The organism is Altererythrobacter sp. H2 (genome assembly GCF_035319885.1).
In the GTDB taxonomy this organism is placed as follows: Bacteria; Pseudomonadota; Alphaproteobacteria; order Sphingomonadales; family Sphingomonadaceae; genus 34-65-8.
The window spans coordinates 1,584,596-1,602,203 of sequence record NZ_CP141285.1; the positions used below are offsets into that span (position 1 = coordinate 1,584,596).

Consider the following 17,608-nt stretch of genomic DNA (forward strand, 5'->3'; position numbering starts at 1 on the left):
AAAAGCTGGGGGGCGGGCTATGAGGGCCGGATGGAGCATGATTGCGGCGGCTGCCCTTCTGGCTGCGGGCACGCCCCTGCAAGCCCAGGAAAGCCCTGACGCCCGCCTTTCAGCGCTGGCGGATGCTTACCACACCTACCGCATAGAGCAGTCGGGTCGGATCGAGCAGCCCGATGGCAGTACCGAGGCGGGTGAGCGGCTGTGGTCGGTGACGCCGGAGGCGCACGTGGCCCGGGCCGAACAGGCGAGGGCGTGGCTGGCGGAGCTCGATAGCATCAACCCCGATGCCTTGACGGCAGCGGCACGGATCGACGCGGCCGTGCTGCGCCACCTGCTGGAGACCGAGATCGGCGACGCGCAGTTTCGCGAATGGGAAATGCCGTTCGACAGCGACAACAATTTCTGGAGCTATCTCGCACAGCCCTTCCCGCTCCAGTCGGTGGAGGATTACCGCCGCTACATTGCCAGGATGCGGGATATTCCGCGCTACTTCGAGGAGCAGAAAGCCAATGCTCGGGCTGGGCTCGCGCGGGGTTTCAGTGTGCCACGGGTGACCCTGGAGGGGCGCGAGCGGTCGATCGCCTCCTACGTGGTCGACGATCCCAAGAAGAGCCGGTTCTGGGCCGCGTTTTCGACCATGGCGCCAATGCCCATTCCCACTGGCGAGGGTGTCGCGCTTCAAATTGAGGCGCGGGAGGTCATCGAGCAGGAGGTCATACCAGCTTACCGCGACCTGCTCGACTTTTTCCGCAACGAATATGTGCCGCAGACCCGCGAGACGCTTGGCGCAAGCGAGTTTCCGGATGGCGCGGCCTATTACCGGCAGCAGATCAGGGAATACACCACGCTCGACCTGACCGCCGAGCAGATCCACCAGATCGGGCTCGACGAAGTCGCCCGGATCACCGCGGAAATGGAGCAGGTCAAGGCGCAGGCCGGGTTCACCGGCACTTTGCCCGAATTCGTGCAATTCCTGCGCACCGACCCGCAGTTCGTCGCGCGTACCCCGGATGAGCTGATGGGGGTGTCGTCCTACGTCGCCAAGCGGGTGGACGGGCGGCTGAAGGATTACTTCGGCTTCCTGCCGCGCTACCGGTTTGCGATCCGCGAGGTCGATCCGGCCATCGCCCCGTTCTACACCGCGGGCAGGGGCGGGCTCGAGTACTGCCAGATGAACACCTACGACCTGGCTTCGCGCCCGCTCTACAACATTCCGGCGCTGACCCTGCACGAATGCGCGCCGGGGCACAGCTTCCAGGCCGCGATCGCGCTGGAGCAGCCCGAGGTGCCGCGGTTCCGGCGGCAGGTCTATTTCTCCGGCTTCGGCGAGGGCTGGGGGCTCTACACCGAATACCTGGGTGAAGAGATGGGCATCTATCGCACCCCCTACGAGCGCTTCGGCAAACTCAGCTACGAGATGTGGCGCGCGGTCCGGCTGGTGATCGACACCGGCATCCACCACTACGGCTGGAGCCGCGAGCAGGCGATGGAGTACCTTGCCAGCCGCACCGCACTGTCCCGGCACGAAGTGGGCACCGAGGTTGACCGTTATATCAGCTGGCCGGGGCAGGCGCTGGCCTACAAGCTGGGCGAAATGACCATTCGCCGGGTTCGTGCCAAGGCGGAGGAGTCGCTCGGGCCGAAGTTCGACATCCGCAAGTTCCACGATGTCGTGCTCTCGCTTGGCTCGGTCCCGCTTCCGGTGCTGGAGGAGCGGATCGATGCCTTCATTGCGGATGGCGGGCAGGGCTTGCCGGGTGTCAATTACGACTGACCCCGGAACGCGCAGGCCTGTTCAACCGTATCCGTCCCGACAGGGTAGCAAACGGAGACGTTCAATGACAGGCAAGTTCATGCTGGCCCCTGCGCTGGCCATTTCAACGATGGGTCTTGGCGGGTGCGCCGAGAACTACGCCGTGGAAGGCGGCGCCGCCGGTGCGGCCGCCGGGGCGGGCCTTGCGGCCATCCTGGGTGAAGACATCAAGACCTATGCGCTCGCCGGCGCGGCGATTGGCGGTGTGGTCGGCTACGCTACCGACAAGAATGATCGGTGCGACGGATATTACGGCGATGGCCGTTATGTTGACGATGATTGCCGGAACGTTGACCGGTATAGCCGCTACTGGCCGTAAAGCTCACCCGGTGGCTCCCGGAAAACGCACCAGCAGGTCATAGGCTGCCTTGTCCGCCACCCCGGCGATCCTGATCCCCCGCCGAAGCAGGAAGGCATGGCGGACGATCTCCGCCTGTTGTTCGATGCCGTATTGCTCGAGCGCCCAGCCTGGCTTGAGGCTGTAGTCATAGCGTTCCCACGGCAGGCGATTGAGGATCAGCCACCAGCTGCCGAATGTCTGCACCTGCCAGACGTGCACCATTTCGTGGATGAAGTGCCCTTGCAGCTGCAGCGGCGCGGCGGAGAAATCGTCGCAATAGTTGTGAGAGCGGGGATGGAAATGCAGGTGTCCGCGCGGGGCCATGGTCACCCGCTGCGGCTGGAACGCAAACCACTTGTGCCGCCGGATCGTCACCGGGGCATAATCGATGGCGCTTCCGAACACGCTCCGGGCCAGCGCGATCTCACCTGCCGTGAGCGGACGAGAGCCGCCGACCGGGCACGAATGCGCGCCTTGTGTCACCGCGCCGGATATGATCAGCGCTCGCTACCGGCAGCCTTGATTTCGGCCGGGAAAGTCATCGTGCCGCCGCCCGATACGGTCAGCGTGACATTGGCTGTCCCGCCCTCGGCCAGATCGGGGGAGATGTTCATCGCCATGACGTGCTTGCCGCCCGGTTCGAACGAGTGCCGGTCACCCTGCTTGATCGGCAGGCGAAGCATTTCCTGCATCTGCATCTTGCCGTCCCATTCCGCATATTCGTGGAATTCAGCCTTTTCAGCGCCTTCGACTGCGACCGAGCTGAGTGCCAGCCCGCGGGTTCCGTCATAGGCGACGTCAAAATAGACTGCGGCAGGGTTGCCCGAGACGGCTGGCAGGACAAGGCGCGCGTTGGTGACGCTGAGGCCGGGAACGCCTTCGACCGCTTCGGCCGGGGCTTCATCCGCCTGCTCACCGCACGCGCCGAGACCGGTAACGCCCAGCAGCAGGAAACCTGCCCAAATAACCGATGCTTTCACGACCTGCTCTCCTTCTCGGGTTTCCATTTCCCTAGCGGCAGCCGTTCCCTTGTTCCACCGGATTCCACACCTATATCGCCGTCATCAAACGAGCTGCCGATCCGGCCTGCCTCTTGCAGGAGGTCGCACCGGGCAGTGTCCAATCAACTCAAGTGAGTGGGGAAATAATGGGTAAAGTTATCGGTATCGACCTTGGCACCACCAACAGCTGTGTGGCCGTGATGGACGGGGGCAAGCCCAAGGTCATCGAGAATTCGGAAGGTGCACGCACCACGCCGTCGATCGTCGCCTTCACCAAGGATGGGGAGCGCCTGATCGGCCAGCCGGCCAAGCGCCAGGCGGTCACCAACGGCGACAACACCATTTTTGCGGTCAAGCGCCTGATCGGCCGCCGCTTTGACGACCCGGTGACCAAGAAGGACACCGCCCTTGTCCCTTACACCATCGTCAAGGGCAAGAACGGGGATGCCTGGGTCCAGGCGGGCGGCGAAGACTATTCGCCCAGCCAGATTTCCGCGTTCATCCTGCAGAAGATGAAGGAAACCGCCGAGAGCTATCTCGGTGAAACCGTAACCCAGGCGGTCATCACCGTCCCGGCCTACTTCAACGACGCGCAGCGCCAGGCGACCAAGGACGCCGGCCAGATTGCGGGCCTTGAAGTGCTGCGCATCATCAACGAGCCGACTGCGGCCGCGCTCGCCTATGGCCTCGACAAGGACGACGGCAAGACGATTGCTGTCTATGACCTTGGCGGCGGCACCTTCGACGTCTCGATCCTCGAGATCGGTGATGGCGTGTTCGAAGTGAAGTCGACCAACGGCGACACCTTCCTCGGCGGTGAAGACTTCGACAGCACGATCGTCGAATACCTGGCGGACGAGTTCAAGAAGAAGGAGAACATGGATCTCCGGACGGACAAGCTCGCCCTGCAGCGCCTCAAGGAAGCGGCGGAAAAGGCCAAGATCGAGCTGAGCTCCAGCGCCCAGACCGAAATCAACCTGCCCTTCATCACCGCCCGCATGGAAGGCGGCAGCACCACCCCGCTGCACCTGGTCGAGACACTGACCCGCTCCAAGCTGGAGCAGCTGGTCGCTGACCTGATCAAGCGGACGCTTGAGCCGTGCAAGAAGGCTCTGGCCGACGCCGGGCTGGACAAGGGTGCGATTGACGAAGTCGTGCTGGTCGGCGGGATGACCCGCATGCCCAAGGTGCGCGAAGTGGTCGAAGAGTTCTTCGGCAAGAAGCCGCACACCGGTGTGAACCCTGATGAAGTAGTCGCCATGGGCGCCGCGATCCAGGCAGGCGTGCTGCAGGGCGACGTCAAGGACGTGCTGCTGCTCGACGTGACCCCGCTTTCGCTCGGTATCGAGACGCTGGGCGGCGTGTTCACCCGCATGATTGACCGCAACACCACGATCCCGACCAAGAAGACCCAGGTCTATTCCACCGCTGAAGACAACCAGAACGCGGTGACGATCAAGGTCTTCCAGGGCGAGCGCGAGATGGCGGCGGACAACAAGCTGCTGGGCCAGTTCGACCTGCTCGGCCTGCCTGCCGCCCCGCGCGGGGTGCCGCAGATCGAGGTCACCTTCGACATCGATGCCAACGGCATTGTCAACGTTAGCGCCAAGGACAAGGGCACGGGCAAGGAACAGCAGATCCGTATCCAGGCCTCTGGCGGCCTGACCGACGCTGACATCGACCAGATGGTCAAGGATGCGGAGAAATTCGCCGAGGAAGACAAGCAGCGCCGCGAAAAGGCCGAGGCCCGCAACCAGGCTGACAGCCTGGTCCACGCGACCGAAAAGCAGCTGGCCGAGCACGGCGACAAGATCAGCGCCGATCTCAAGGCGCAGGTCGAAGCCGCCATTGCTGAAACCAAGACGGCGCTCGAAGGCGACGATGCCGGGGAAATCAATTCTAAGGCGCAGGCGCTCACCGAAGTGGCGATGAAGATGGGCCAGGAAATCTACCAGCAGGAACAGGCTTCGGCCTCGCCTGGAGGTGGCGATGCTGGTGCCAGCGAGGAACCGAAGGAGGACGTGGTCGACGCCGAGTTCTCCGAAGTGGACGAAGACAAGAAGGGCTGAGGCTCTTCGGATTGAAACTTCTGCTGTCATTCCCGTGCAGGCGGGAATCCATGGGCATCGTCCTGCGGGGCGGTGAACAACCCCTGGACCCCCGCGCCCGCGGGGGTGGCAGCCGGAAGTAGGGGATACCGCAATGTCTTCGGTCGAAACCGATTTCTACGAACTGCTCGAGGTGAGCCGGGATGCGGATGATCGCACGATCAAGTCCGCCTACCGCCGCCTGGCGATGCAGTTTCACCCGGACCGTAATCCCGGCTGCGCCGACTCGGAGGCGAAGTTCAAGGCCATCAGTTCGGCCTATGATTGCCTGAAGGACCCGCAGAAGCGTGCCGCCTATGACCGGTTTGGCCATGCCGCTTTCCAGAACGGCGGCCCCGGCGGCGGCCATCATGGCGGCGACTTCAGCGACCTGGGCGATATTTTCGAAACCATTTTCGGCAGTGCATTCGGCGGTGGGGGCCGGGCCCAGCCGCGCCGCGGTGCGGACTTGCGCTACGACATGGAAGTGACGCTGGAAGAGGCGTTTCACGGCAAGTCGAGCGAGATCGAGATCGAAGTCTCGCAATCCTGCGACACCTGCCAGGGTTCCGGCGCGACACCGGGCACCAGCACGCGGGGCTGCAAGCTGTGCAACGGTTACGGCAAGGTCCGGGCCAAGCAGGGCTTCTTCGTGGTCGAACGCCCATGCCCCAATTGCCACGGCCGCGGCGAAGTGCTCGAGAGCCCGTGCCGCGATTGCGGCGGGGAAGGGCGGGTCGACAAGCCGCAGGGGCTGAAGGTCGACATTCCGCCGGGCGTCGATACCGGTACGCGGATCCGCCTGTCGGGCAAGGGCGAGGCCGGGCCGCGCGGGGCGCCGCCGGGCGATCTGTACATCTTCATCCATGTGCAGGCGCACGGCGTGTTCCAGCGCGAGGGGACGACGCTGGCAACACGGGTTCCGATCAGTTTCACCACGGCTGCACTGGGCGGCTGCGTTACCATTCCCGACCTGTCTGGTGAGACCAACACCATCGATATTCCGGCCGGCATCCAGTCCGGCAAGCAGTTGCGCCAGCGGGGTGCCGGTATGCCGGTGCTGCAAGGGCGCGGGCGGGGTGATCTCGTGGTCGAAATCCAGGTCGAAACGCCGACCAAGCTGACCAAGGCGCAGCGCGAAATTCTCGAACAGTTCCGGGAAACCGAAACGGGTGATGAATGCCCCGAAAGCCGCGGCTTCTTTGACCGGATCAAGAACGCTTTCGGAACCTAGGCCATCCGGTCTTCGACTTCGGCGCGGATCCTCACCAGCAGGTCGGGATCGGCCTTGAGGCGGCCTTCCTCCTCATCCAGAATAGCGAGGAAGGCGGCGCGCTTGAAGGCGATGCAGGTGGCGCTGTCCGGGGGCGGTTCCACGGTGGAGCAGACCAGATCGATCATCCGCTCCGCGCCGTGGAGCCGGCCCCAGAGGTAATCGTTCTCCCGGTAGCCCCGGTTGAAGAAGGCCCCGAAGTTGTAGAACTCGATGCCCCGCAAGGTCGCCCGCGTGCCGCCATCGCGGATACTCCGAGCATCGTCCGGGCTGATCCGGTCAACCTTGATCGGGTCGAACTCTGTCATCCCCTCGTTGCGCATGAGGGTGAGGGTGGCGATGTCGTAGAACGGGAAGCCGAGGTAGGTCAGCAGCATCCGCCGGCGCAGGTTCTTCGGCATGGCTTCAAGGGCCAGCGCCATCCGCTCTTCCGCCAGAGTGTCGGTTTCGGGCAGCAGTCGCCGGGCCGCCAGCAGGTCGAGCACCCCGCCGGGATTGTCCATCACATGAGCCGCCGCATCCGAAAAATCGGGCCCCAGCCGCGCCATGTCGTCCGGTTCGTGGTAGAGCGCCAGGATGGAGTAGATCGCATCGCGCGCCTGATCCACGGCCAGATCGTCAAGGTCCGGGTCGGCATCCCAGTCCCGCGCAAGGCGCCGCGCCAGCAGGCGCAGGCGGCGAATACGGAAGCCGACATCATGCGCCCGGAAAAACGCGATTGCCTCGTCGCTGGCGCTGCCCGACGGTGTACTCAGGCTGGCCAGCCCGCGATGCTCAAGCTCGGTTCGCAGCCGCACGGCAATCGGATGGGCGTCGGGCAGATCGAGGCCCGGCGCGGCGCGATGGATCATTGCGGCCAGTTGCTCGACGATCCCGGTGAACTTGGCCTGGGCATAGGACTGGAAGGCAAAACCGGCCCGCTCTGCCGCTGCCACCTGCGCCTTGCCCCGCCACGCGGAAAGCCGGCGCGATGTGGGCCGGTCAAGGAACAGGGTGCGCCCGAACAGCCGCTCGACCGCGCTTTCGACTTCCGGGCGCAGGGCAGCGACCATGCGGCGCAGCCGTTCGGCCTCGCGCGATTGCTGCTCCAGCGCGTGGAGGTTGTCACGGATCGGCTGTTCGCGCGGAATGGTCGAGAGCGCGCCGAAAATTGCCCCGAAGAACCCGATTGGCCGCTCGCCAGCCTCGGCTTGTGCCGCCTGCCGGTCAGGCCTGGGATCGATATAGACGAACCGCCGGTCAACCTCGCGCTGCGCCGGGCGGCCGTGCAGCGCCGCCAGGGCGCCATCGAACGGCTTGTTGACCAGCACAGACCCGTCGATCAGCGCCAGTTGCTCGATACTGCCCGCCTTGATGTGCCCGGGCATGATCCGGGCCAGAAATGCCTCTCGCCCCTGCCAGCGTGAGCCGTGCTGCCCGGCCAGAGTGTCAATCTCGCTGATCCGCGCAGGCGGGAATGCGCCGGGAAAGCTGGCCGTGGCCCGGGCAGCCAGTGTCAGTTCAAGCGGATCGGCAAGCGGCAATCCCCACTCGGCCGGCGTTTCGGTGCGGAAACTGATCGGCAGGCGATGCTCGCTCTCTTCCACCACTGGCGGGCTGTTCAGGCGCAGCCGTTCGCTGTGGCCGTGAAAGTCGGTCGCCGTGACATAGAGGTCGATCGGATGGCCGGGCGGCAGCAGGGGCGCCTCGGCCGGTTCCTGTGCCATGGCCAGCAGGGCCTCGTGCAGCAGGGCGGCGAACCCCTGGCCAGAGAAGGGCGGTTCAAACCAGCGCCCGCGCATGAAGTGGGCAACCTTGCGCCGCACTTCGGCCCGGGTTTCGGGCGAGACCGTTTCAGACACCACATTGCCCGGCCGGCGCAGGAACCACGAAATGGCCGGCTGTGCCCACAGCTTGGCAAAGCGCCACAGGGGCCGGGCGTCGGGCGCCATCAACCGGTCCACATCGGCATTCTTCAGCCACATGTCCGTGAGGGGTTCTAGCGATTGCCCGGAATGGATCGCCTGCGCGAGGAAGACCGCGTTGATCCCGCCCGCGCTGGCCCCGGTGAGCACATCGGGCAGAACCCGCAAGCGCAGGCCATCTCGGGTCTCGATATGGCCCAGCAGGTCCCGGTAAACGCCCTGCACCCCCGAAGCGCGGGGCAATCCGGCATGGAATGCCTTGCTGGCACGGGCCAGCTTCCAGATCTCCTTGGTCACCCCGTGCATGTAGACCGCGAGGCTGACGCCGCCGTAGCAGACAAGGGCTAACCGCAGTTCCTTCTGGCGCATCATGCACTTGTGGCGGGGATAGCCGCCTTTGGCAATTGCGTTCCACTAATGTTCCGATTACATCGCGGTGATGGCCAAGACCAAGAAGCGCTATATCTGCCAGGCCTGTGGCAGCGTGTCTCACCGCTGGCAGGGGCAGTGCGCCGATTGCGCGGAGTGGAACACGCTGGTGGAGGATGCTCCGGCCACCGTGTTTTCGCAGAAACATGATCTTTCCGCCGGTGGCCGCCCGGTGCAGTTCGTGGCGCTCGATGCACCGGGGGTGCCGCTGGTCCGACGCTCTACGGGGCTGGCCGAATTCGACCGGGCGCTGGGCGGCGGTCTGGTGCCGGGATCGGCCATCCTGATGGGGGGGGATCCGGGAATCGGCAAATCCACCCTGCTGTTGCAGGCGGCGGCCAGAATTGCCCGGAGCGGCGGGCAGACGGTCTATATCAGCGGCGAGGAAGCATCGGGCCAGGTGCGGCTGCGGGCGGAGCGGCTGGGGCTGGCCGATGCGCCGGTGCAACTGGCGGCGGCAACCTCCGTGCGTGACATCCTGACCACGCTGGGGGCGATGGACGCGCCCGCTCTGCTGGTGATCGATTCGATCCAGACCATGTATTCCGACACCATCGAAGGCGCGCCGGGGACGGTAAGCCAGGTGCGCGGCTGCGCGTTCGAACTGATCCGCTATGCCAAGGAAAGCGGTGCCGCGCTGGTGCTGGTCGGGCATGTGACCAAGGACGGTTCGATCGCCGGGCCGCGGGTGCTGGAACACATGGTTGACGTGGTGATGAGCTTTGAGGGGGAGCGCAGCCACCAGTACCGGATCCTGCGCAGTCTCAAGAACCGGTTCGGCCCGGTGGACGAGATCGGTGTCTTCGCAATGGAAGGGCAGGGACTGGCCGAAGTCGGCAACCCGTCCATGTTGTTCCTCTCAGGCCGCGAGACACCGTTGGCGGGAAGTGCAGTCTTTCCGGCGCTGGAAGGCACCCGGCCGGTGCTGGTAGAAATCCAGGCGCTGATCGTGCGGCTCCAGTCCGGGGCGACGCCGCGCCGCGCCGTGGTCGGGTGGGACAATGGGCGTATGGCCATGCTGCTGGCCGTGCTCGAGGCGCGCTGCGGGCTGAGTTTCAGTTCTGCCGAAGTCTATCTCAACGTGGCAGGTGGTTACCGGCTGAGCGATCCGGCGGCTGACCTGGCCGTGGCCGCCGCGCTTGTTTCCGCGCTGGCGGACCGGCCGCTTGACCTGCGTTCGGTATGGTTCGGCGAGGTCTCGCTGGCCGGAGAAATTCGCCCGGTCGCGCACGGGGCGCTGCGGTTGCGCGAAGCGGGCAAGCTCGGTTTCGAGACGGGGTACGGCCCGGAGGATACCACCGGCCATTCACCCGGTCTTAACTACCGGGGGCTCAAGCAATTGGCCAATCTCGTTGACCGGGTGATGTCGAACCCATAATTGCCGGAGCCCTATGAGCGGTTTCGATCTTATTGTCCTTTTCGTCGTCGGTGTAGCGGCGGTTGGCGGTTTCCTGCGCGGGTTCGTGCAGGAGGTCCTGTCGCTCGCCGCCTGGATTCTGGCGGTCCTGGCAATCCGGTATCTCCATACGGATCTCTACGAGTTCCTGCTTGAACAGGTGGGCGGCGAAACGACCAGCGGGTTGCTGGCCTTCGCCCTGCTGCTCCTCATCCCTTATGCGGGGATGAAGCTGATCGCCGGACGGATGGGTGAGACTTCCCGTTCATCGATGCTTGGACCGATTGACCGGGTGCTCGGGTTCGGGTTCGGGGCGATCAAGGGAACCATCGTAGCCGTGCTGGCCTTTTCCGTGCTTGTGCTCGGCTATGATACGATCTGGGGCTATCAGGGCCGGCCTGACTGGATCACCACGGCCCGGACGTATCCGGTCATCAATGCCGCCTCGAAAGACATGGTCCAACTGATTGCCGAACGGCGGGCGGAATTGCAGGCCGAAGCGGACGCGGAAGCGGCGGCACAGGCTGCTGCCGGGAACTGATGCCAGCCACCTCTGCCGCAAAGCTTTACACGCCGGATATCCTCGCACTCGCAGTCAGTCTGGCGAGCTATCCCACTCTGCCTGCGCCCGCGCTGCACGGGGAAGCGCGCTCGCGCACGTGCGGCAGTGCGGTCGAGGTCAGCCTCCTCCCCGATGGTAGCGGTCTGATCGAACACGTCGGCATGCAGGTGCGCGCCTGCGCCGTCGGCCAGGCCGCAGCGGCGCTGTTTGCCCGCTCTGCCGCCGGAACCGGAATAGTGGAGATTGAACGCACCCTCGACCAGCTGGCCGGATGGCTCGAACAGGATGGCGCCTTGCCCGACTGGCCGGGGCTTGACCTGCTGTCGGGCGCGCGGGCCTTTCCGGCGCGCCACGGGGCGATCCTGCTGCCATGGAAGGCGGCTCAGCAGGCGCTAGGCAAGGCCGTTCCTGCGGGTTAGAGGCAGGCCCTGCACAGAGGGGAGTCTGCACACTATGGCTGAGCCGGGATCTGCCGCTTTGAGAGAGCCGAGCGACAAGGAAATTCGCCTGGTCATCGGCGCGAGTTCAGCCGGCACCATTTTCGAATGGTATGACTTCTTCATCTACGGCACGCTGGCCTACATCCTGAAGGATGCCTTCTACGAGACCGACAACGAAACGCTGGGCCTGCTGCTGGTCTGGTCGACCTTCGCGGTCGGGTTCGCCTTCCGGCCGATTGGCGCAATCCTGTTCGGCTACCTGGGTGACAAGCTGGGGCGCAAGTACACCTTCCTCGTCACCGTCACCCTGATGGGGATAGCCACCGCCGGGGTCGGCATGATCCCCACGGTCGATACCATCGGGATTGCCGCACCGATCATCGTGATCTTCCTGCGTATCCTGCAAGGCCTTGCGCTGGGCGGCGAATACGGCGGCGCGGCGATTTACGTGGCGGAACATTCGCCACCGGAAAAGCGCGGCTATTACACCAGCTTCATCCAGGCGAGTGTGGCGGGCGGGTTCGTGCTTTCGATTGCCGTGGTGCTGGCCTGCCGGTTCCTGATCCCCGAGGACGATTTCAACGCCTGGGGATGGCGCGTGCCGTTCCTGCTGTCGATCATCCTGCTTGGCATTTCGCTGTGGATGCGCCTCAAACTGTCGGAAAGCCCGGTGTTCCAGGCGATGAAGGCGGAAGGGAGGATTTCGGGCAATCCCTTCGTCGAAAGCTTCACCTATCCCGGCAACAAGAAGCGCATCTTCGTCGCCCTGTTCGGCATCACCGGCATCCTGACGACGATCTGGTACACCGCGTTCTTCTCCGGCATGAGCTTCCTGCGCGGGCCGATGCATGTCGATGACCTGACGGTTGAACTGATCCTGTTCGTCTCCGGGTTGATCGTGATGACGTTCTATCTCGTGGTTGGCAGATGGTCCGACAAGGTGGGGCGCAAGAAGCCGATCATCATCGGCGCGGTGCTGACGCTGCTCTTGCTGTTCCCGGCCTTCTGGGGGCTGGGCTCCCTGGCAAATCCCGGGATCGAGCGTGCCGCCGAGCGGATGCCGATCACCGTCGCCGGGCCGCAATGCGTGACCGATCCTTTCGCCGACATGTTTGACCGCGAACAGACCGACTGCGGCAAGGTGCTGGAAGTGCTGACCGCTGCCGGTGTCCCCTATACCCTGACCGAGGGAGCCACTCTTTCGCTGGCGGCGGGCGGTAACGCCATCGCCCTCCCGCCCGAATGGTTCGACGACGGCGCGGCCCGACGCGACGGCATCCGGGCGGCGCTGGGAGAGTACGGATTCGACTTCTCCAAGCAGCGGCCATCCGCCGCAGCAATAGTCGGCATTGTCGCCATCCTGCTGGGACTGGGGATGCTGTCGGCACTTACCTACGGCTCGGTGGCGGCCCTGCTATCAGAGATGTTCCCGCCCACCATCCGCTACAGCTCGATGTCGATCCCCTACCACATCGGCGCGGGCTATCTTGGCGGGTTCCTGCCGCTGATCGCGGGCGTGATCGTGGCGAGCACCGGAGATATCTATTCCGGCCTGTGGTACACGTGGGCGGTGGTCGCGTTCGGCCTCTTGGTGGCGTGGTGGGGCATTCCGGACGGACCGCCGCGTGACTTTGCCGACGATGCCTGAGCAGCCTCCGCCAACCCTGCGGCTCCGCCTGGACACAGAGGCGCTGGCGGCCAACTGGCGGGCGCTGGACCGGATGTCGGGGCGCGCCCAGGCAGGGGCGGCGGTCAAGGCTGATTGCTACGGCCTCGGGGTTGACCAATGCGTGCCGGCCTTGCGCGATGCGGGGGTGGAGCGTTACTTCATCGCTCACTGGTCTGAAGCACCGGCGGTTCTGCGTCATGTGCCGCCGCAGCAGGTGTCGGTGCTCCACGGTCCCGTCACTGCGCAGGAAGCCGAATATGCGGCAGCCGTGGGCTTAAGGCCGGTCATCAACAGCATCCATCAGGCTCAGATGTGGGCCTCTGCCGGTGGCGGGGAGTGCGACCTGATGGTCGATACCGGGATCAACCGGCTGGGCGTCTCCACCGACGAACTGGGAGACCCCGCGATCGCGGCGCTCAAGGTCGGCACCCTGATGTCACACCTCGCCTGCGCCGATGAGGACAGCCCGATGAATGCCCGCCAATTGGCGCACTTCCGGGCGGCTGCCGCGCTTGTCCCGGCGAGGGCGCGCAGCATGGCCAACAGTGCGGGCATTGCCCTGGGCAGCGATTACCATTTCGACCTGACCAGGCCGGGCTTGTCGCTCTACGGCGGCGTGCCCACCGGCGCGCTGGCAGGGCACATCCGGCAGGTCGCATTCCCGCAGGCGGCTGTGATCCAGCGACGGCAGCTCTCGGCGGGTGACAGCGTCGGCTATAATGCGACCTTCGTGGCGGACCGGCCGATGCCCGTTGCAGTCGTCTCGCTGGGCTATGCAGACGGGTTCCTGCGGTGCTGGGGCGGGAAGGGCGGACTTGCCCTTCAGGGGGCCACTCTGCCGCTGCTGGGGCGGGTTTCGATGGACATGGTGGTGGTTGACGCCACCGCCGCGCCGGACCTGCGCGAAGGGGACTGGCTCGATGTCCCGTACGATCTGCCGCAAGCATCGGCCGCCTCCGGCCTTTCACAATACGAACTCCTCACGGTTCTCGGCAAACGGTTCGCCCGCTAGTTTATTCTGTGCCCATGTTGCGCTGCACATGCTGCGCCTGCTAATGTGCACAACGCATTGCAGCATTCCCGAAAGCTTCCCCCATGTCCAAGCGCGATACCAAGCCCGGCGATCCGATCATCATCAAGAAATACGCCAACCGTCGGCTCTACAACACGGGTACCTCCAGCTACATCACGTTGGACGATCTCGCCCGCATGACCCGCGAAGGGGTCGATTTCCAGGTCGTCGACGCCAAGACGGGCGAGGACATCACCCATTCGATCCTGACCCAGATCATCATGGATGAAGAGGCCAGCGGCACCCAGATGCTGCCGGTCAGCTTCCTGCGTGATCTGATCTCGATGTACGGCAATTCGATGCAGTCGCTGATGCCGAGCTACCTTGAGGCCAGCATGGCCAACTTCCGCAAGAACCGCGAGGAACTGCAAGGCGCGTTCCGCGAAGGTCTCGCCAACAACCCGCTGGCCAAGATCGCCGAAACCAACATGGCCATGATGAAGGCCATGGGCGAAGCCTTCCTGCCCAACTCCCGGCAGCGCCCGCAAGAGCCGCTCGCCGGGCAGAAGCCGGCCCAGGATGACGAGATCGCCGCCCTGCGCGAACAGATGGCCGCGATGCAGAAAAAGCTCGACGAGCTGAGCAAGTAACTCTCCTTCTTATCGTACGGAAAACCCACCAGTGTCCCAGATCCGCCATGCGCTGACCAGCAAGCGCGCCGATGACTTTGCCCAATGGTATCAGGAGGTCATCTCCGCCGCCGACCTTGCCGAGGAATCGGGGGTGCGCGGTTGCATGGTGATCAAGCCCTGGGGCTACGGTATCTGGGAACGCATCCAGCGCCTGATGGATGACCGGATCAAGGCGGCGGGCGTGCAGAACTGCTACTTCCCGCTGTTTATCCCGCTCGCCAATTTCGAGCGCGAGGCGGCTCATGTCGAAGGCTTCGCCAAGGAAATGGCGGTTGTCACCCACCACCGGCTGATTTCCGATGGCAAGGGCGGGCTGATCCCCGATCCCGAAGCCAGACTGGAAGAGCCGCTGGTGGTGCGCCCCACATCCGAAACGATTATCGGCGATGCCATGGCGCGCTGGGTCCAGTCGTGGCGTGATCTGCCGCTGCTGACCAACCAGTGGGCCAACGTGGTCCGCTGGGAAATGCGCACGCGGATGTTCCTGCGCACGACCGAGTTCCTGTGGCAGGAAGGGCATACCGCCCACGAAGACCGTGAGGGCGCGCTGGAAGAAACCCACCGCGCGCTGGAAATGTACCGCGCCTGCGCCGAGGAAGACCTGGCCCTGCCGGTCATCGCGGGGGAAAAGCCGGAGAACGAGCGCTTCCCCGGCGCGGTCGAGACCTGGTCGATCGAGGCGATGATGCAGGATGGCAAGGCGCTGCAGGCCGGCACCAGCCATTACCTGGGCACCAACTTCGCCCATGCGGCGGGGATCAAGTACCAGGACCGGGAAGGCCAGCAGACGCTGTGCCACACCACCAGCTGGGGCGTGTCCACCCGCCTGATCGGCGGGATCATCATGACCCACGGCGATGATGACGGGCTGCGCGTGCCGCCTGCCATCGCGCCGTGGCAGGTGATCATCCTGCCGATGCTGCGCGACAAGCCTGAAGATGCCGAGCTGATCGCCTATTGCGAGCAGTTGCGCGCCTCCATCGCCGCGCAGTCTGCACTGGGCGAAAAGGTTCGCGTGCTGCTGGACGTCAAGCCCGGCAAGGCGGCGGCCAAGCGGTGGGACTGGGTGCGCAAGGGTGCGCCGGTTGTCATCGAGGTCGGCGGACGGGACATGGATAATGGCGTGGTCAGCCAGTTGCGCCGCGACGCCCTGTGGGACGAAGCGACCGGCAAGCCGGCCTTCACCGCACCTTCCCGCGAGGAATGCGCCAGCGGGATCGGCGCCGTGCTGGAGAATATCCAGCATATCCTGTTCGAGCAGGCCCGCTTGCGGCGTGACAGCAACATCCGCCGCGATGTGACCACCATGGAGGCCCTGGCGGACCACTTCGAGAATTCGGGCAAATATCCCGGCTGGGTCGAAGTGCAGTGGTCGAAGCCGACCGGCGCAGCCCTGGATGCCGTGGTCGAGCGCCTCAAGGCTCTGAAGCTGACGGTCCGGAACGTGCCCAGGGGTGCGCTTCCGGCTGACGGGGCCTGCCTGTTTACGGGCGATCCGGCAGTGGAGAGAATTCTCGTGGCACGCGCCTATTGAGTTTCGGTCTGCGAGGCGGCACCAAGGGGGAATGAAACATTTCTTTCTCCCGTTCACCGCCCTTGCAGCTCTGGCCGCGCCTGCCGCCGCGCAGGACGATCCCGCCGCAACCGTCTCGGCTGAGCGTCTGCGCGCCGATGTCGAGCGGCTGGTTGCATTCGGCACCCGGCATACCCTGTCGGAACAGGACCATCCCACGCGCGGGATCGGCGCGTCGATCCGGTGGGGCGAAGCGACCTTCCAGGGCATTTCGGCGCAATGCGGGGGTTGCCTTGAAGTGGTCGTGCCGGAACGCCTGGTAGAGGGGGCCCGCATCCCGCAGCCGACCCGCTTGCGCAACGTGGTGGCAATCCAGCGCGGCACAGAGCGGCCCAACGAAGTGGTGATCGTCCAGGGCCATATCGACAGCCGTGTTACCGATGTGATGGATTTCACCAGCGATGCGCCCGGTGCCAACGATGACGGGTCCGGCACGGCGCTGGTGATCGAGGCTGCGCGCGCGCTGTCCCGCCAGAAGCACCCGACCACGATCGTCTATGCGCTGCTTTCCGGCGAGGAGCAGGGGCTGCATGGCGGCCGCCTGCTGGCGGATTATGCCGCGGAGCAGGGCTGGCAGGTCAAGGCCGTGCTCAACAATGATATCGTGGGCAATTCCTGCGGGTCGGATGGCTATTGCGACCCGGTGCACGTGCGCGTCTTTTCCGAAGGGCCGCGCGCCGACCTGACCGACGCCCTGCGCGCCGACCAGCGCCGCAACGGGGGCGAGAACGACAGCCCCGGGCGCAACCTGTCGCGCTGGCTCGACGGGCTGGCGGGGGAGTTTCCGTCCGGTCTCGATGTGCGCCAGATCTGGCGGACCGACCGGATGGGGCGGGGTGGGGACCAGATCCCCTTCCTCGAAAAGGGTTATCCCGCAATCCGTTTCTCCGTGGCGGTGGAGGACTATGACCACCAGCACCAGGATCTGCGCGATGAAGACGGTGTGACCTATGGCGACACCGTGGACGAGATGGACTTTGACTATCTCGCCAAGGTGACCCAGCTCAATGTCCGCGCGCTGGCCCGGCTCACCCGCACACCCATGCCGCCCGCCGTCAAGGTGGCAGCAGCGGTGAGTACCGACACCGAAGTGTCGTGGGATGCCGTCGCCGGAGCGCAGACCTATGTCATCTGGCAGCGGCGCACGGATGAGCCGGCCTGGTGGCCTGAACCGGTCATGCGCATCCCGGCTGTGGGTGCCGACGACGCCGGCCCGGCGCCGCACTATGCCGCGATCCTTGCCGGGGTACGGGGTGACGACTGGATCTTCGGCGTCAGCGCCTGTTCCGCTGACGACCTGTGCAGTCCTGTTTCCAGCGGTGTGCCGGCCGGGGCCTTTGCACCCATTCCTGCCGCGCCTGCTTCCTGACGTAACGGAAACCTTCCGCTTTCGCTCTGCTGGCGGGCGAAACGAAGC

At 65.0% G+C, this 17,608-nt stretch carries 15 protein-coding genes; 12 read left to right on the forward strand and 3 right to left on the reverse strand.

Translation table 11 applies throughout. From position 1 onward, the window contains the following. The first annotated feature begins 19 nt into the window (after nucleotides 1-19). Together U4960_RS08120 and U4960_RS08125 are read left to right on the forward strand one after the other, a co-directional pair. Nucleotides 20-1,774, forward strand: a complete 1,755-nt coding sequence (locus U4960_RS08120; RefSeq protein WP_324263035.1) for a DUF885 domain-containing protein — start codon at nucleotides 20-22, stop codon at nucleotides 1,772-1,774. Nucleotides 1,775-1,838: 64 nt separating this feature from the next. Beyond that, nucleotides 1,839-2,132 carry a hypothetical protein gene (locus tag U4960_RS08125; RefSeq protein WP_324263036.1) on the forward strand — a complete coding sequence of 98 codons (294 nt, stop codon included), beginning with the start codon at nucleotides 1,839-1,841 and terminating at the stop codon, nucleotides 2,130-2,132. Nucleotides 2,133-2,135: 3 nt separating this feature from the next. On the opposite strand, the gene U4960_RS08130 is transcribed toward U4960_RS08125, so the two are convergent. Then, on the reverse strand, nucleotides 2,136-2,636 hold the full coding sequence (locus U4960_RS08130) for a vgr related protein (protein WP_324263037.1): 501 nt from the start codon (nucleotides 2,634-2,636) through the stop codon (nucleotides 2,136-2,138). Between the two features lie 14 nt (nucleotides 2,637-2,650). Continuing rightward, on the reverse strand, nucleotides 2,651-3,133 hold the full coding sequence (locus U4960_RS08135) for a copper chaperone PCu(A)C (protein WP_324263038.1): 483 nt from the start codon (nucleotides 3,131-3,133) through the stop codon (nucleotides 2,651-2,653). A 167-nt stretch (nucleotides 3,134-3,300) separates the two neighbouring features. On the opposite strand from U4960_RS08135, the gene dnaK reads away from it, so the two are divergent. Beyond that, nucleotides 3,301-5,223 carry a molecular chaperone DnaK gene (gene dnaK, locus U4960_RS08140; protein WP_324263039.1) on the forward strand — a complete coding sequence of 641 codons (1,923 nt, stop codon included), beginning with the start codon at nucleotides 3,301-3,303 and terminating at the stop codon, nucleotides 5,221-5,223. A gap of 133 nt (nucleotides 5,224-5,356) precedes the next feature. Next, nucleotides 5,357-6,475, forward strand: a complete 1,119-nt coding sequence (gene dnaJ, locus U4960_RS08145) for a molecular chaperone DnaJ (RefSeq protein WP_324263040.1) — start codon at nucleotides 5,357-5,359, stop codon at nucleotides 6,473-6,475. Here dnaJ and U4960_RS08150 read toward each other — a convergent pair. Beyond that, nucleotides 6,472-8,787, reverse strand: a complete 2,316-nt coding sequence (locus U4960_RS08150; protein ID WP_324263083.1) for a patatin-like protein — start codon at nucleotides 8,785-8,787, stop codon at nucleotides 6,472-6,474. The genes dnaJ and U4960_RS08150 overlap by 4 nt on opposite strands. A gap of 70 nt (nucleotides 8,788-8,857) precedes the next feature. On the opposite strand from U4960_RS08150, the gene radA reads away from it, so the two are divergent. The 8 genes from radA (at nucleotide 8,858) to U4960_RS08190 (ending at nucleotide 17,560) form a co-directional block, all read left to right on the forward strand. Continuing rightward, nucleotides 8,858-10,225, forward strand: coding sequence for a DNA repair protein RadA (gene radA, locus U4960_RS08155; RefSeq protein WP_324263041.1), 1,368 nt, complete (start codon nucleotides 8,858-8,860; stop codon nucleotides 10,223-10,225). A 13-nt stretch (nucleotides 10,226-10,238) separates the two neighbouring features. Continuing rightward, nucleotides 10,239-10,784 carry a CvpA family protein gene (locus U4960_RS08160; protein ID WP_324263042.1) on the forward strand — a complete coding sequence of 182 codons (546 nt, stop codon included), beginning with the start codon at nucleotides 10,239-10,241 and terminating at the stop codon, nucleotides 10,782-10,784. Further along, complete coding sequence (locus U4960_RS08165; protein ID WP_324263043.1) at nucleotides 10,784-11,224, forward strand: iron-sulfur cluster assembly scaffold protein; 441 nt, start codon at nucleotides 10,784-10,786, stop codon at nucleotides 11,222-11,224. The genes U4960_RS08160 and U4960_RS08165 overlap by 1 nt, the downstream gene beginning before the upstream one ends. Nucleotides 11,225-11,258: 34 nt before the next feature. Next, nucleotides 11,259-12,893 (forward strand): MFS transporter, encoded by a 1,635-nt coding sequence (locus U4960_RS08170; RefSeq protein ID WP_324263044.1) that lies wholly within the window; start codon nucleotides 11,259-11,261, stop codon nucleotides 12,891-12,893. Next, nucleotides 12,886-13,926 (forward strand): alanine racemase, encoded by a 1,041-nt coding sequence (alr, locus tag U4960_RS08175; RefSeq protein ID WP_324263045.1) that lies wholly within the window; start codon nucleotides 12,886-12,888, stop codon nucleotides 13,924-13,926. Before U4960_RS08170 ends, alr begins: the two co-directional genes overlap by 8 nt. A gap of 83 nt (nucleotides 13,927-14,009) precedes the next feature. Further along, on the forward strand, nucleotides 14,010-14,576 hold the full coding sequence (phaR, locus tag U4960_RS08180) for a polyhydroxyalkanoate synthesis repressor PhaR (RefSeq protein ID WP_324263046.1): 567 nt from the start codon (nucleotides 14,010-14,012) through the stop codon (nucleotides 14,574-14,576). Between the two features lie 31 nt (nucleotides 14,577-14,607). Next, on the forward strand, nucleotides 14,608-16,152 hold the full coding sequence (locus U4960_RS08185; RefSeq protein ID WP_324263047.1) for an aminoacyl--tRNA ligase-related protein: 1,545 nt from the start codon (nucleotides 14,608-14,610) through the stop codon (nucleotides 16,150-16,152). Nucleotides 16,153-16,183: 31 nt separating this feature from the next. Continuing rightward, nucleotides 16,184-17,560 carry a M20/M25/M40 family metallo-hydrolase gene (locus U4960_RS08190; RefSeq protein WP_324263048.1) on the forward strand — a complete coding sequence of 459 codons (1,377 nt, stop codon included), beginning with the start codon at nucleotides 16,184-16,186 and terminating at the stop codon, nucleotides 17,558-17,560. The last annotated feature ends 48 nt before the right edge of the window (nucleotides 17,561-17,608 follow it).